General features: G+C 39.2%; 16 protein-coding genes and 1 pseudogene. 15 read left to right on the forward strand and 2 right to left on the reverse strand.

The genetic code is table 11. The annotated features are described in order from the left end of the window. Positions 1–87 precede the first annotated feature (87 nt). From ACQKMP_RS13985 to ACQKMP_RS14020, 8 genes are all read left to right on the forward strand, one after another. The gene (locus ACQKMP_RS13985; RefSeq protein ID WP_052404334.1) at positions 88–705 is read left to right on the forward strand and encodes a hypothetical protein; all 618 of its coding nucleotides are present in this window, start codon (positions 88–90) and stop codon (positions 703–705) included. Positions 706–1089: 384 nt separating this feature from the next. Further along, positions 1090–1419 carry a GNAT family N-acetyltransferase gene (locus ACQKMP_RS13990; RefSeq protein WP_042189227.1) on the forward strand — a complete coding sequence of 110 codons (330 nt, stop codon included), beginning with the start codon at positions 1090–1092 and terminating at the stop codon, positions 1417–1419. Positions 1420–1461: 42 nt separating this feature from the next. Then, a complete protein-coding gene (locus ACQKMP_RS13995; protein WP_042189224.1) occupies positions 1462–1854 on the forward strand; it encodes a hypothetical protein in 393 nt (130 codons plus the stop codon). A gap of 201 nt (positions 1855–2055) precedes the next feature. Next, positions 2056–3126 carry a CHAP domain-containing protein gene (locus ACQKMP_RS14000; RefSeq protein ID WP_339241953.1) on the forward strand — a complete coding sequence of 357 codons (1071 nt, stop codon included), beginning with the start codon at positions 2056–2058 and terminating at the stop codon, positions 3124–3126. 121 nt (positions 3127–3247) lie between these two features. Next, entirely contained in the window at positions 3248–3676 is a 429-nt protein-coding gene (gene fabZ / locus ACQKMP_RS14005) for a 3-hydroxyacyl-ACP dehydratase FabZ (protein WP_042189219.1), read from the forward strand. 277 nt (positions 3677–3953) lie between these two features. Then, positions 3954–4457, forward strand: a complete 504-nt coding sequence (locus ACQKMP_RS14010; RefSeq protein ID WP_379423862.1) for a DinB family protein — start codon at positions 3954–3956, stop codon at positions 4455–4457. Positions 4458–5287: 830 nt separating this feature from the next. Further along, entirely contained in the window at positions 5288–6265 is a 978-nt protein-coding gene (locus ACQKMP_RS14015; RefSeq protein WP_427469575.1) for a phosphotransferase enzyme family protein, read from the forward strand. 127 nt (positions 6266–6392) lie between these two features. Further along, on the forward strand, positions 6393–6701 hold the full coding sequence (locus ACQKMP_RS14020) for a hypothetical protein (RefSeq protein ID WP_156113138.1): 309 nt from the start codon (positions 6393–6395) through the stop codon (positions 6699–6701). A gap of 87 nt (positions 6702–6788) precedes the next feature. On the opposite strand, the gene ACQKMP_RS14025 is transcribed toward ACQKMP_RS14020, so the two are convergent. Both ACQKMP_RS14025 and ACQKMP_RS14030 read right to left on the reverse strand, forming a co-directional pair. Beyond that, positions 6789–7190: a VOC family protein gene (locus ACQKMP_RS14025; RefSeq protein WP_042189208.1), complete on the reverse strand. Its 402-nt coding sequence runs from the start codon at positions 7188–7190 to the stop codon at positions 6789–6791. A gap of 153 nt (positions 7191–7343) precedes the next feature. Further along, positions 7344–8204 carry a LysR family transcriptional regulator gene (locus ACQKMP_RS14030; protein ID WP_231573292.1) on the reverse strand — a complete coding sequence of 287 codons (861 nt, stop codon included), beginning with the start codon at positions 8202–8204 and terminating at the stop codon, positions 7344–7346. Positions 8205–8387: 183 nt separating this feature from the next. Between ACQKMP_RS14030 and ACQKMP_RS14035 the strand changes: the two genes are divergently transcribed. The 7 genes and pseudogenes from ACQKMP_RS14035 to ACQKMP_RS14065 all read left to right on the forward strand — a co-directional run bounded on the left by ACQKMP_RS14035 (position 8388) and on the right by ACQKMP_RS14065 (position 13558). Beyond that, the gene (locus ACQKMP_RS14035) at positions 8388–9557 is read left to right on the forward strand and encodes a CynX/NimT family MFS transporter (RefSeq protein ID WP_042189205.1); all 1170 of its coding nucleotides are present in this window, start codon (positions 8388–8390) and stop codon (positions 9555–9557) included. A 251-nt stretch (positions 9558–9808) separates the two neighbouring features. Next, the gene (locus ACQKMP_RS14040) at positions 9809–10360 is read left to right on the forward strand and encodes a glutathione peroxidase (RefSeq protein WP_042189203.1); all 552 of its coding nucleotides are present in this window, start codon (positions 9809–9811) and stop codon (positions 10358–10360) included. 95 nt (positions 10361–10455) lie between these two features. Then, positions 10456–10947 carry a hypothetical protein gene (locus ACQKMP_RS14045; protein WP_042189202.1) on the forward strand — a complete coding sequence of 164 codons (492 nt, stop codon included), beginning with the start codon at positions 10456–10458 and terminating at the stop codon, positions 10945–10947. Positions 10948–11670: 723 nt separating this feature from the next. Further along, positions 11671–11973 (forward strand): hypothetical protein, encoded by a 303-nt coding sequence (locus ACQKMP_RS14050; protein ID WP_156113137.1) that lies wholly within the window; start codon positions 11671–11673, stop codon positions 11971–11973. 18 nt (positions 11974–11991) lie between these two features. Then, positions 11992–12471: pseudogene (locus tag ACQKMP_RS14055) on the forward strand (phosphotransferase); the annotation flags it as partial. Between the two features lie 255 nt (positions 12472–12726). Further along, entirely contained in the window at positions 12727–13116 is a 390-nt protein-coding gene (locus ACQKMP_RS14060) for a site-specific integrase (RefSeq protein WP_231573291.1), read from the forward strand. Then, complete coding sequence (locus ACQKMP_RS14065; protein ID WP_427469576.1) at positions 13061–13558, forward strand: tyrosine-type recombinase/integrase; 498 nt, start codon at positions 13061–13063, stop codon at positions 13556–13558. The genes ACQKMP_RS14060 and ACQKMP_RS14065 overlap by 56 nt, the downstream gene beginning before the upstream one ends. The last annotated feature ends 75 nt before the right edge of the window (positions 13559–13633 follow it).

The following is a 13633-nucleotide window of genomic DNA, read 5'->3' on the forward strand; positions in this document are numbered from 1 at the left end:
GCCTTTATTCAACTAGACGGCAAGATAGCGTAATAGCCTGTCTGAAAATATGGTACAATTTGTAATACTAAAGCGAGGTGATAGAATTTGAGGAATATTGTTGAGGACTCACAGTTTCTCAGTGAAAGAGCTGAGATGATGTACTATTTTCAAGATGAATTTTACATCTCTGAGAAAACTGAAATTATTCATTCACCTTCAGGAAAGTTCAAACTTGAAATCCATCACTATAACCATGTTGAAGGTTTTTACAGACATAATTACACAAAAGGGATTGTTATGGATAGTGAGCATAAAATCATCGACATAATATATAGAAATTATGACCCATTCTTATTTAGTTGGTTGGAGGTAGATGGCACAGAATATCTGTTGTGTGGGTTAGATTATCAGGGGTATTCAATTGTTAATTTATCAAATAAAGAAACCAATCATTATGTTCCCGAAGAGGCTTATAAAGGGCATGGATTTTGCTGGGGGGAAATAATATATTTTCAACAAAAAAAACTAATAGTGATTGATGGATGCTATTGGGCATGCCCCTATGAACTTGTTTTTTATGATTTTTCTAATCCTATGAATGTACCATATAATGAATTATTCCGTGTGGATGTTGATAGCGTATTAAATTGGGATAGTTGGAAAGATTCCTGTAGGGTTATATATCTTGATAAGGAAAACAACGAGACAGAATTTGTATTTTAGAAACTAAGCTAACGGAGAACGATAGTGGAATAGCGGTTGCTTCGGCAGCCGTTTTATTTGTTCAACTAATCGGGTAGTATAGAGAAATCTATTTTTGTGAAATTATGGTCTGATTATTATAAAGTACGTATTAGGTGAATGCAGATGGAACAACTGAAAATTTCAACAGAGTAACAAAATGCGCATGGGTATTACATAAGTTACTCATCCTTTATCATGGAGCGTGAAGGTGTACTTTTTCCTGAAACTAATATTACTGTAAGGCAATACGAAGATGATGATTATGTAATATGTCATAACATTTGAGAAATAGCTTTTTACGAAATGCATGAACGCGTGGGGATTCTTCCGTCTTACTATTATCCTCCTAACGAAACGGAGCGGATGAGATTCGCCGAAGATAGAAGCAATAGATTCGTGATGCTTATTGATAGTGAAATAGCAGCAGTCGGAATTATTGACGGGGTTGAACTGAGTCATATGTCCGTTCATCTAGATCTTCAATCACGAGGATACGGAAGAGCTTTTATTTCATTTCTTGTAAATGAAATTGTGCGAAGAGGTGGGAAAAACGTGACACTCGGGGTTGTGAAAGGCAATCCTGCAATAAAATTGTATAAGAGTCTTGGTTTCAAAGCAAAGTCATTAAACCATTGGGTAACAAAATATTATAAACCGGACACTCGATTGAGCAGACCACCTAGCGAGATATAACCTCAAATGACTCGTTGAGCTAACGGTAATGTTGTCTTTTTTATGAATCAGAAAAAGGATAGCAGAAATCAAGAATTGAAATATGAATTATTGAATGCTAACATTCACCGAGATTTAGCTCAACTTGAAGCAACTATACAGTATCAACAAGATCATAATTGGAATAATGAAACTCTTGTTACACAGAAACTAGATGATGCCATCGATTCAATTATCTTACACAGTGGAATGGAAAGAGATAAGGATAAGGAAGATATCCTTATGAAAATGTACGATTACATGAACGAGTTCAAGGTTGGTGACGAGATTTTAGATGTAAACCTAAATGATAAGCAACGCGCCGATTACATCTATTTAGGTGAAAAGCTTAGATCTAACGGGTGGACGTTTAATGTAGGATATGATACAGCTGGGAGACTTTTGCATCTAAAGTAAAGGAGTTGGTAACGGAGTCATAGATGTCAAAAGTCTGTACTGGATTGCACGGATACGGATTAACTAGTACAGCAAGACTCACATGGATCTATACAAACATTTTAAAAAAACTTACTTGAACTAATGGGAAACGTTAGTTTTATGAGTACAGAGAGGCTACGGACATAAGCTTGTGTTAGTTCGGGGATTGGGGAATGAATTATGATATGTGAGAAGAAATCTAAGCGTCTTGAAATTGTTCGATCCCTTGTTTGTGAAATGCAGAGCAGCTTCAAGAATCAGGAAGCTTGGGCTTATCTTTCAGGAGTGTCTACCTTCGCTTCGATACTCGCTATGAGAAGAGGACAAGATTCGGAAATAGCTGCGATCGCGGGGATGCTACACGATTTTTATTTCTATAAAACTGGAATAAATACCTTTCCTGGTCACAATAGCGCAGACGCGGTAAGACCTATAATACGTAGCACTCAAATCTTTACCGACGAAGAGATCTCAGTAATTCTTAGATCAATCTTTTATCAAGAAGATAGAAATCGGGTTCATGGACCAGATGAGGAAGTTATTAAAGACGCTATTTTATTGCAGAGGTACTTTCAAAATACAGGAAATCATTTGCTTAAGACGGATATACATAGACTACAAAATGTATTTATTGAATTAGGGATTCCGGAGGAAAATGTAAATACAGAATTTAACGTAGATGTGGAGGCATTAAATAGAGAAACTAAAGACAGACGACTTATGCTGGCTGATTTTGCGGAAAAGCTCGCAGAGAAAAACATAATCGGGGTACCGGAAGATGAACGTTATCGGGAAATTTGCAAGTATTGGCCGGACTCTGATATCTATAAAGTACTAGAAGGTAACTGGTGTGCTGCATTTGTATACTACTGCTGTATGCAGGTTGGAATACTTCTTCCAATTCGATATCCTAACCGAATGTATCGTCTAGCTGGGGTTGGTGCGTGGTTGGAATGGGCTCAGCTGCCCGAAACTAGATTTTTCTATGACGCTAAACAAGAAGAATTTAATCCGGCACGTGGTGATATTGTTATTTTCGATAAGCTTCTCTCCGATAATTCTCACGATCATATCGGAATTGTTTTAGCTTGTGAAGACAATGGAATTTTGATTGCTGAAGGTAATAAAGACAATAAAAACTACTCTAGTGTCTCATTCAGGGGTAGAGATCATTGTATACTCGGATATGTCCGAATAGATAACGGCTACCGTTATCATTTCAATGGAGAGTATATACCCTTTGGTTATTGATTTCGAGCAGTTATTACGCTAACGGATAGGATAGTTTAATAAGAGTTATGTTGAGTTTTTTTCGGGCCAGTTTAACCCAAAGGCGATAAAATGGTAATAAACCGATTAGGGAGGCAAATCCATGATTGATATTGAAAGAATTAAAGAGATTATTCCTCATCGGAATCCATTTCTCTTGGTCGATAGAATATTGGAGATTAATGAGGGGAAGAGAGCTGTTGGGATTAAAAATGTAACCATTAATGAACCTTATTTTCTCGGTCATTTCCCTGACTATCCCGTAATGCCTGGAGTCTTAATTGTAGAAGCACTGGCACAGGTCGGTGGAGTCGCTATGTCTAACGTTGAAAGCAACAATCATAAAATAGGCTTACTGACTGGTATTGATAATTGTCGTTTCAAACGACAAGTAAAACCAGGAGACCAACTCCATCTTGTATTTGATGTAATTCGAATCAAGGGACAAATCGTCAAAGGAAAGGGAGTCGCCACGGTAAATAATGAATTGGTATGCGAATCTGAAATTATGTTTGCATTCAGTTCGATTTAGGTTTTAATGTAACGGGAAACGACAATTGAACAATACACATTGATGAGCAGGTGCTTCGGTATCCTGCTCTTTTCATTAAGCTAACGGGCAGGCTAGCGTAAACAAAATGATCAAAAGTATTAACCATACGTAGTTAATTACATTTCGGGATTAGCGCAATGATTTTCGGCAGCTTCGTTTGGTTAACGGGGGTAGTTTAAGTAAATGTAAATATTTACTTACGAACTAGTGTTCGGTATAATAAACTTGATTCCATTACAAAAAGGAGATGTTGGATATGTATAAACACATTAAAGATTTTGCCGCAACTTGGCAGAATGAAACGGAAGCAACAATGCGGACACTGGAGATCCTGACCGACGAGTCTCTTGGCCAACAGATAACAAGCGATCATAGAACGCTTGGACGTGTTGCATGGCACCTTGTACAGACGTTGCACGAAATGCCATCTCGGACGGGACTGTCTTTCGAAGGACCGAGCGAAGATATGCCGGTGCCAGCTTCGGCAGCAGACATCGCGTCAGTCTATAAGAGGACCTCACAAGCGCTCCTTGATGCTATACAGTCCAGTTGGAAAGATGAGAATCTGCTTATCATGAGCGATATGTATGGTGATCAATGGCCAAACGGCTTAATGCTGGATATTCTCGTAAAGCATGAGATTCATCATCGTGGTCAGATGACAGTCCTGATGCGTCAGGCAGGCCTTCGTGTGCCGGATCTTTACGGCCCGACAAAAGAGCAGTGGGCCGAGTACGGAGCGCTACCTCCAGTAATTTAGAGTAAGATTATATCCGCTTTGGCCGTTTGGCTATAGTGGGATTTATAAGTATTTTATCATAGGATTGAAAGTGGTGGCTTGAATCATAGACAAGAGGATATCATCGGACTGAAACTGTTAATTCTATTGAACTAACGGGTAAGTTGAGCCACGTGGATTGAGGTTAAGATTTATTGAACTAACGGGGAACGTTAGTGGAATAGCGGTTGCTTCGGCAGCCGTTTTTTATTTGTTCAACTAACGGGCAGTAGAGCGTGATGTTGCCTTGTTGAACTATTAGGCAGTTAAATGCGGTATTATATTGTACGATTATCCATAAGAGATGAGGTGCTTTTATCAAGAAGAAATATGCTTTCCTAATAGTTTCCATATTATTATTTGTGATGGCTTATACAAAACCAAGTAGTCAAGATTATGATAATTACCTCCATAAGGTTCACGGTCTTAAATGTGACAGTTCTGAAAGCTCAAATTGCTTTCATACTATTAATGACTTGAAATCATCAAGTCTCACACATCAGATTATTTTTATGACAGCAGAAACAAAAATTTTTGGAGAGGCAGATAATAAAGTACGAGTAGTAGGTATTTTCAATCATTTTTTTGTAATAGAAAATCGACTTCATCCTAAATCAGATAATAACAATAATATCGAAGTTCCGTTGAGCTAACGGGACACGATAGTTGAATAATACATATAGATGAGCAGGTTATCTTAATAAACTAAGTGATGGATAAAATATAAATATAAGTGTTCTCTCTCAAACTATTGGAAAATATTATGGTACGATGTCCTTATTCGGTTGTTTCAAGGGGAGAAGATACCGTCCGTGCTAAATACTCAGAATATTGCTATAGAAGCATTAACTTGTTATCCAATTACTTATCAATCAATAGCTCATATTGGACAAAATGCAAGCACCATCTATAAAGTGACAGATAAGGAAAGTAACTGTTATAGTTTGCGAATACATCTATCAAAAAATGATTCGATGGAAAGTATTTGGTCTGAGGAAAAAGTCATCCATTCAGAAATGATTTGGCTGGAATCATTAACAAATGATACAAATCTGGTGTTGCCATCACCTATAAAAAATAACATTGGTGAATATGTTACTAAGATAGCTGACATAAACTGTACATTGTTAAAATGGGTAGATGGTGAACAAAAACAATTTGTTCCAACAGTCAATGATGCCGAGTGTGTAGGCGAATTGATTGGAAAGCTTCATAAACAATCATCTTTTTGGAAAATTCCGTCATCATTTACTCGACCGTCATTTGATAATTTTAGAATTTCACAATCATTAGAAAAGCTAAAACAGCTTGCTAACGCTGGTGAGCTCGATAAAAATGATGTGGAAATTCTGCAATTGGCCGGAGAGTGTGCAATTTTAATGATGAACGACATAGAAAGAACACCAGGCAATTTGGGGATAATTCACGCAGATTTGATTCCAAGTAATTTTGTGTTTCATGAACAAGAAGCTAGAGCTATTGATTTTGGAGCTTGTGGGTTCGGATATTATTTATTCGATTTAGGTTGGACACTTTCTTATATCCACCCAGCATTCAGAAACCAGTTGCTAGAATCATACGCAAAACAATTCGACCTGCCTCATAACTATGTTCAACGTTTGGAAGGTTTCTTTGTAGCAGCCCAACTCGAAACAATGAATTTTTGGCTTGGGCTGCCTGAATCTAATGAGTGGTTACCCAGTCACATTAGTAAATTAGCAAGTCGGGAATTTAAGCGATATGTAAATAAAGAAGAATTTCTCTTTAGTGGTACTCCTTACTGGGAGTAGTTTGTTCAACGAACGGCGAACGTTAGCCCAGATATTTTGGGAGCAGTTTTGCTTCAGAAGAATAGAGATCATGATAAGCTTATTGTCGAAAAGAATCTATAACCGCATAAACAAAAGGAAAGGTACTTTGAAAAAAATTAGGGAAGCAACAAAAGAGGAAATGATCGAAATTTATAAGATGGGCTATGATGTTTGGGGAGATAATCTGCCATATGAAGCATATATAACTATGTGCCAGGCTTCCAAAAAGTATAAAAAGGGAAAGTGGTACGTTCTTGAAGCAACAGATACAAAGCAACTATTAAGCTCCCTCATCGTATATGATCTAAATCTTTCTGATGACCAAATTGTAAAAGGGATTGGTTCAATTGCTACCCCTTTATATTTAAGAAAAAAAGGATATGCTTCTTTATTGGTCAAAGAAACGATAGGCTAACCCAGGTGATTTGAATTACAGATATGAGATTATAGTGGGTGTGAAAAAAACGCCAGTCACCTTAAGCAGGTGACCGGCGTTTTCATATTAGCTTTTAGGCATTTTGCTCTCATCCATGTACAGCAGGTTCCAGCGGTGACCGTCCAGGTCGGCAAATCCTGCGCCGTACATCCAGCCGTCAGTTTCACTCGGCTTGCCAAAGATGTTTCCTCCGGCAGACTCTACTTTTTGAATAAAGGCATCTACTTCTTCTCTGCTTTCAGCGCCAATGGAGAATATTACTTCTGCGCTATGGGAAGTATCTGCGGTTTTAGAACCTGTGAATTTCTCAAACGCTGCATCCGGGAACAGCAGAATCGTTGTTTGGCCTATGTCAAGCTTGGCTCTCTCGTTACCAACGCTCACTGCATGGAATCCAATCTCATTGAAAAAGGCAGTTGACCTCTCAACATCTTTGACCGGCAGGTTAATCCAGATCTCCTGTGGCATGGCTATAGCCTCCTGAATATATTTTTAACAACTCCTACTATACTCTAGTTCTGGCAGCAGAAGCGAATCTTACAAAAGAATCCGCAATGACATTTCTGTCATGCATTATGCGGTTTCCTTAGTAACTTCTCTTCTCTATATCGCAACTCACTCTTAATTGAAATACTCGATAGTTTTCTCAATAAATGCCTTGGCCGATTTTGTCAGAAAACGGTCGGACCTATGAATGATCTCAAAGTGACGGTATGGCGGATCGTCTGTAATTCGGATGCAGCGTAGAGTTGGTTCATTCATCGCTTGGATCAAACGATAAGGCAGCAATGTTCCTCCGACGTTGGCTTTAACCAAGCTAATAATGGAAGTAGCCGAACTGGTCTCCATGATCGTATTTAAACTGAATCCATATTTACGGCAATAGCCATCAACCAGTTCTCTGCCTGTAAATCCTTCGGGGAACATCACAGTTTGGATATTTCGCAGTTCTTGGATTCCGATCGTGCTTCGTTCAGCCCAATCATGATTCTCGGAAACGACGAGTACATATTCTTCACTGCACAAAGGAATGCGTACAAGCCGATCATCAGGAGCAGACGTGATCTCGATACCGATGTCTACTTCATTATCGAGCACTTGATTCAAGACATAGATCGAAGAGATAACCTTCAGTTGTACCTTGGGGAATCGTGCATGAAAATTCACGAGCAATGGAGTGAGCCGATAGTCCAGATCGGAAGGAAGAACACCAATTACTAAGCGACCTCGTTGATCATTGCGGAGTTCAGCTAACGCATCCTGGGTATTCTGTAAATGCCGAATCATCTGTACACAGTGCTCCAGAAACAGATTTCCTGCCTGGGTCATCACAATCTTTTTGCCGACTCGGTCAAATAAGGGAACACCGAGTTCATCCTCGAGCGCGCGTATTTGTTGGCTCAACGTAGGTTGAGATATACCGAGCTTCTCAGCTGCTCGTGTAAAATGAAGCTCCTCACAAACAGCAATGAAGTTTTCCATCTGACGAATCTCCATATGTATTACCTCTAATCATTGGTTTTAGTAATCATTTTAATAGAAACTATAGTATTGTTCAATCATTCTAAAGATTCTATACTTAATCGTGCACCACCCAACGATCTGTCGTTAAAAAATAGGATGATGGGTGAATGTAACGATACTACTACCATGAGGTGATTCATAATGAAACTTTTTTATATCGTCCTAGCGCTTATCCTGGCTTCACTGAATTTACGACCACCTATTACATCCATTTCACCTCTAATGAGCACCGTACAGAATGATCTGGGTATAAGCGGGATTACCGCCAGTCTGTTAACCACACTTCCGGTATTATGCATGGGCATATTTGCTCCGTTCTCCGTAAGATTAAGCAGAAAGTGGGGGAATGAGGGCGCAATTGTTCTGGCTTTAATCCTCATTGGGTTAGGTACTGGATTACGATGGTTTGTTGGTACAACTCCATTGATGATGTTCACTTCTTTTCTGTCCGGTGTAGGAATTGCATTGGCAGGGCCGCTATTATCCAGCTTCATTAAGCAGTACTTCCCTGACCGAGTGGCAGCTATGGTGGGCATCTACTCTACAGCGATGGTGATGGGGGCCAGCATTAGTGTGGGATTATCGGTTCCGCTTCAGCATACGCTGGGTGGTTCGTGGAGGGGCTCGTTGGCTGTATGGGCATTTCTCGCAGCCATTGCATTGCCGATCTGGTTGAGATTAGCCTGGTCTGCGCGCATAGATCGACAATCCGGTAAAATCTCGAGTGTACTTAATGCACCACTTCCAGTGAACAACAAGCGTGCCTGGATGCTGACATTATTCTTCGGGCTGATGGCAGCGATCTTCTACTCGTTGACCGCTTGGCTTGCGCCAGCAATCCAAAGCCAGGGGTATAGTCAAGAGACGGCCGGCAACATCCAAACCTTATTTACATTGATATCTCTGCCCTCTACGTTGTTCATTCCCATGCTTGTACACCGTTACCAAAGACGTGTATTCTGGCTTGTCGGGTGTGCGTTATTAGAGTTGATGGGTGTCCTGATGCTGAACATATCCGTTAGCCCCTGGCTCGCGGCGATTCCACTCGGTATTGGAGCAGGTGGACTGTTCCCGATTGCACTGATGTTGCCCATTGATGAAACAAGCAATGCTCAGGAAGCCAGTAGCTGGTCCGCAATGACCCAATCAGGTGGCTACATTCTCGGAGCGCTTGGGCCGCTAGCCATTGGCTGGCTCCACGATGCAACGGGCAGCTTCGTCCAAGCATTCTATGGTTTGGCTGTAATCATCGTGCTTCAGATTATCGTTCAATTGGCTATAGGTAATAAAAAAAGTTCTCCAGCGAGTTAGGATAAGCCCCAGAGCTGAGAGGATGTACTATTTTCATGATGAATTTAGAAACGGATTTTGTTGGGGGGAAATAAGTAGAGGAGCTTCCTATATGGTAGCTCCTCTTTTCTAGTAAATTAAACGGGCAATATACTAAGGTAATATTTGATTATAGGTTCATTCTATAAAAATTATTTCTTTTATATATTAGACCAATAAAAGCCTGTAGCTATATTATGTTATTTATAATAATACTGCGGAGGAATGGTCTGATGTCTATTTATGATTTTCAAGCGAAGTCAATTAAGGGTGAGCCTGTTGAATTGTCAATTTATCGTGGAAAAGTTCTGCTTATTCTGAACACTGCTAGTAGATGCAGCTATTCTCGCCAATTACCTGATCTTCAAAGGCTTTACGAAATACACCATGAGCAAGGGTTTGAAATACTAGGTTTTCCTTGTAACCAATTTAACGAGAAAGAGCCAGAGAGTAACTCGGAAGTACGTGAATATTGTGAGAGCAACTTTGGAGTTAAGTTTCCTTTATTCGAGAAAGTTGAGGTTAGGGGACCGTCTGCTCATCCGTTATTTCAATATTTAACACAGCAAGCACCATTTCAAGGGTTCGATACTGAGACATCAGGCGGTCAATGGATGCAGGATTTTCTGCTGGAAAAGTATCCGGACATATATGCCGGTGACGGGATCAAGTGGAATTTCTCAAAGTTTTTAATCGATCGAAACGGCCATATATATGGTAGATACGAAACTACGACTGAACCATTTGACATAGAGGTATTTATTGAATCACTTCTTTTAAAGTAAATGAATCAGATTAGTGATTAAGCTAACGGGCAGGCTAGTTGAATGAGTAATCGAATAAATACAAATAAAAATCTATAAGTCAGGAAGTGCTAAACATGAATTATCTGGGGTCTTTAAGGTTAAATCAAGAAGGCAAACAGAAACAAGTTGAAGATATACTTGAAAGAAATAAAGCACAACCTGTCGGACATCGTTATATCGACATAATAACTGACTCTAGATATATTCGAAATTTAGTATTTGAACTCACACAAGTCGGGATAGCAATTAATGGTGTAACATGGTGGTGCCATTGTACAGATGAGAATAGGAGTCTTTATGGATGTCCTCATGGAATGGGAGGTCCCCAAAGCATTCATTTCGAGGGCTGGTTTAGTGAAATGGGTGTAGATTATGAAAGTTCTGATTTACCTGATGGTATATACGAAAAATTAGAACAGGGCAATATATCACCTACTGAAATAACCTCAATAAATGAATCTATTCTAGTCTACACTAATCAGTTTAAGGAAGATGAGCGGTTTAGCCCATGTTTTGTACCCGCCATATGGCTAAATGTTCCTAAAGAATGGAGACGGCTACGGTAGGTGCAGTTAATCTAACTGAGAACGATAGCTCAATACAGGCAGAAGTAGACTGCCTTGAGGACCAGCTGCTTCTTGTTATGTTAACGGATAGAATACTACCAATATGATCTAAAATTAGTTGGGATTATATCCCATGACACACGTTGAAGAGTTAATTAGGAAAAGGAGGAAGTGAAAGGTGCAGGTCTTCGATACACGTCAAATTAACAATTTAATGACTGGGGTTGGCCTTGCTTGTGAACTTGAAGCTAACACTGAAATGAATCGAGCTTTCGTATAAGTACAGGTTATTAATGAACAGAAATACTTAAATAAGTTAGAACCTGAATCGGCTAGGTTTTACTTAAGGAAATATGAGGTACCCACAACGTATCTAGAAAATGAATGGGATGTTACAGACGACGAACTTGTCGAATCGATTCATGAAATTAATATTATAGGAATCAAAAATCTTGAAAAATATCTGGCTAATTATCTGGATAATTTCGGAAGACTGGTATGCGAGTGGAGTTGTGAAAATCCGTTGTAGATGGAGAAATGACGTTACGCTAACGGGGAACTATAGTTCAATAATGAGAGGGCTGCCGAGAGGTAGCCCTTTGTTCAACTAACGTGCAGGTTAGTTGAAAAGTTTCGCGAATACCCTACATATGAATTATTTATAGAGTCCGTGATAAGACGATATTGGAAATAACGCCAAGATACACAAATGAGGAGTACAAAATGATGAATAACCGATTCTCAATGCCAAGTAAATTAGTAAATCAGTCAGAATTACTTAAAACTACAATCATTGAAAAAGGAAGACATTATCAATCTTTGCATATTTTAGAGTTTGATAATTCTGTAAAATATGTGTTGAAAGAAAAAAACGTTAAAGATTCTGGAAGTTTAATGGACGAAGCAGAAAGACTAAAATGGGTAAATGATGTGATTCCTTCTCCTAAAGTAATAAGTTATCAGAAGGAGAATGGAGAGGAATATTTAGTTATGACCTATATAGAAGGTTGTACTGCGGAAGAATAACAGCAGGAAGAGGGAGATAAAAGTCTAGGCTATATTTTAGGAGAAGGTTTAAGAACAATACACAATGTTCCCATTGATAATTGCTTTTTCAATGATTTTTTGCCAGAAAAACTGATTGATATGGTCAAAAACAATATTAATGAGAGAAAACATGAAGTCATAGAGGCTATTAATAACTCATTTCCCAACCATACTATTGAGCAACTAATTGATTTTTTGGAAATGAATAAAGCGTCGACAGAGGAACTAGTTTTTACTCATGGTGATTATGGTTCTGGAAACGTTATGATAAATAATGGATGTATTGAAGCATTTATTGATTTAGGAGCTTCAGGGATATCAGATCCATACTATGATATTTATTATCTTGTAAAAAGTCTTACTTATTATACAGATAGGAAAGAAGAAATAGTTGAATTTATGAAAGGATATGGAATATCTGAATTAGACGAGGATAGAATGAAATTTCATCAAATTATCGATACTTTATTATTGTGATTTATATAGTAGTAACTCTAAGAAGGCGTTGACATCCTGTAACACCGTATACTGAGTCGCATTCACTCCTTGATTCTGTCCGAAGCATCTCTAGGAAGAGCTATCAGTCAGACAATTCTACAATGGCGAAGTCCGTCGGACCCGTGCGTCATGCCGTTAAGCTAACGAGGAACGCTAGCTCAAGCAGGTTAGAAGATTAAAACCTCCCTTTAGAAGCAAACCTAGTTGTAATAGCTTCTAAGGGGAGGTTTTATTATGAAGTTAAGTGAGTTGTGGCATCTATATGAGGCTGATAAACGAATTCAAGGATATAGTCCGAGAACATTGAGCGCCTACATCCTCCAAAACAAAATGCTAATGACGGAACTAGGTGATCCCGAGATAGCGGAGATTACATTGTCAATGCTGAAGCAATATTTGGCGAAACAAGCAGAACGTTTGAAGCCAAGCAGCCTAGGGCATCGAATTCGTTTCGTCCGATCCCTGTTTCGCTATGCGTATGAAGAGACTTACCTGACTTCAAATCCTTCTTTAAAACTAAGAGAACCCAAATTGGACAAGCGAATTCCTAAGTTTTTAGTCGAGGAAGATGTTATTCATCTTAAGATCTCGTGGCCAAACATTAAGAGAAAGAGCGCTGCTTGAGCTTCTCTATTGTACTGGCTGTCGAGTCGGGGAAGTAGAGAGGATAAACATCGAGGATCTCAACTGGGAAAACTGCTCTATAGTCGTAAACGGTAAGGGCTCCAAGCAGAGAGAAGTGTACTTTACGACAGAGTGCAAAGTATGGTTAAGGAAGTGCCTGACCAGTCGTGGAGATACCTGTAAAGCCTTATTCGTAACGGATACCAACCCAACTAAACGCATGGCTATTCCTACAATAAGGTGGGCATTAAAACGGCTTGCAGATCGAGGAGAGATTGAAACGAATGTTTATCCGCATCGCTTTCGACATACCTATGCTTGCCAACTCCTTGATAACGGTGTTCCCTTGGATTTCATCCAAGGTATGTTGGGTCATGAGAAAGCCTCAACCACGCAAATATACGCACAACTTCGTGGCGAACGCAGAAGAGAAATGTATTGACGATTTTTTTAGCATATAATAGCGGCAGATCCCTTTTAGAATTCTGCCGCTATTCAACTAAAGGGCAGTTTATCA

Origin of the sequence: Paenibacillus sp. NPDC101420, from assembly GCF_050277435.1 — a bacterium.
Lineage (GTDB): Bacteria > Bacillota > Bacilli > Paenibacillales > Paenibacillaceae > Paenibacillus_AQ.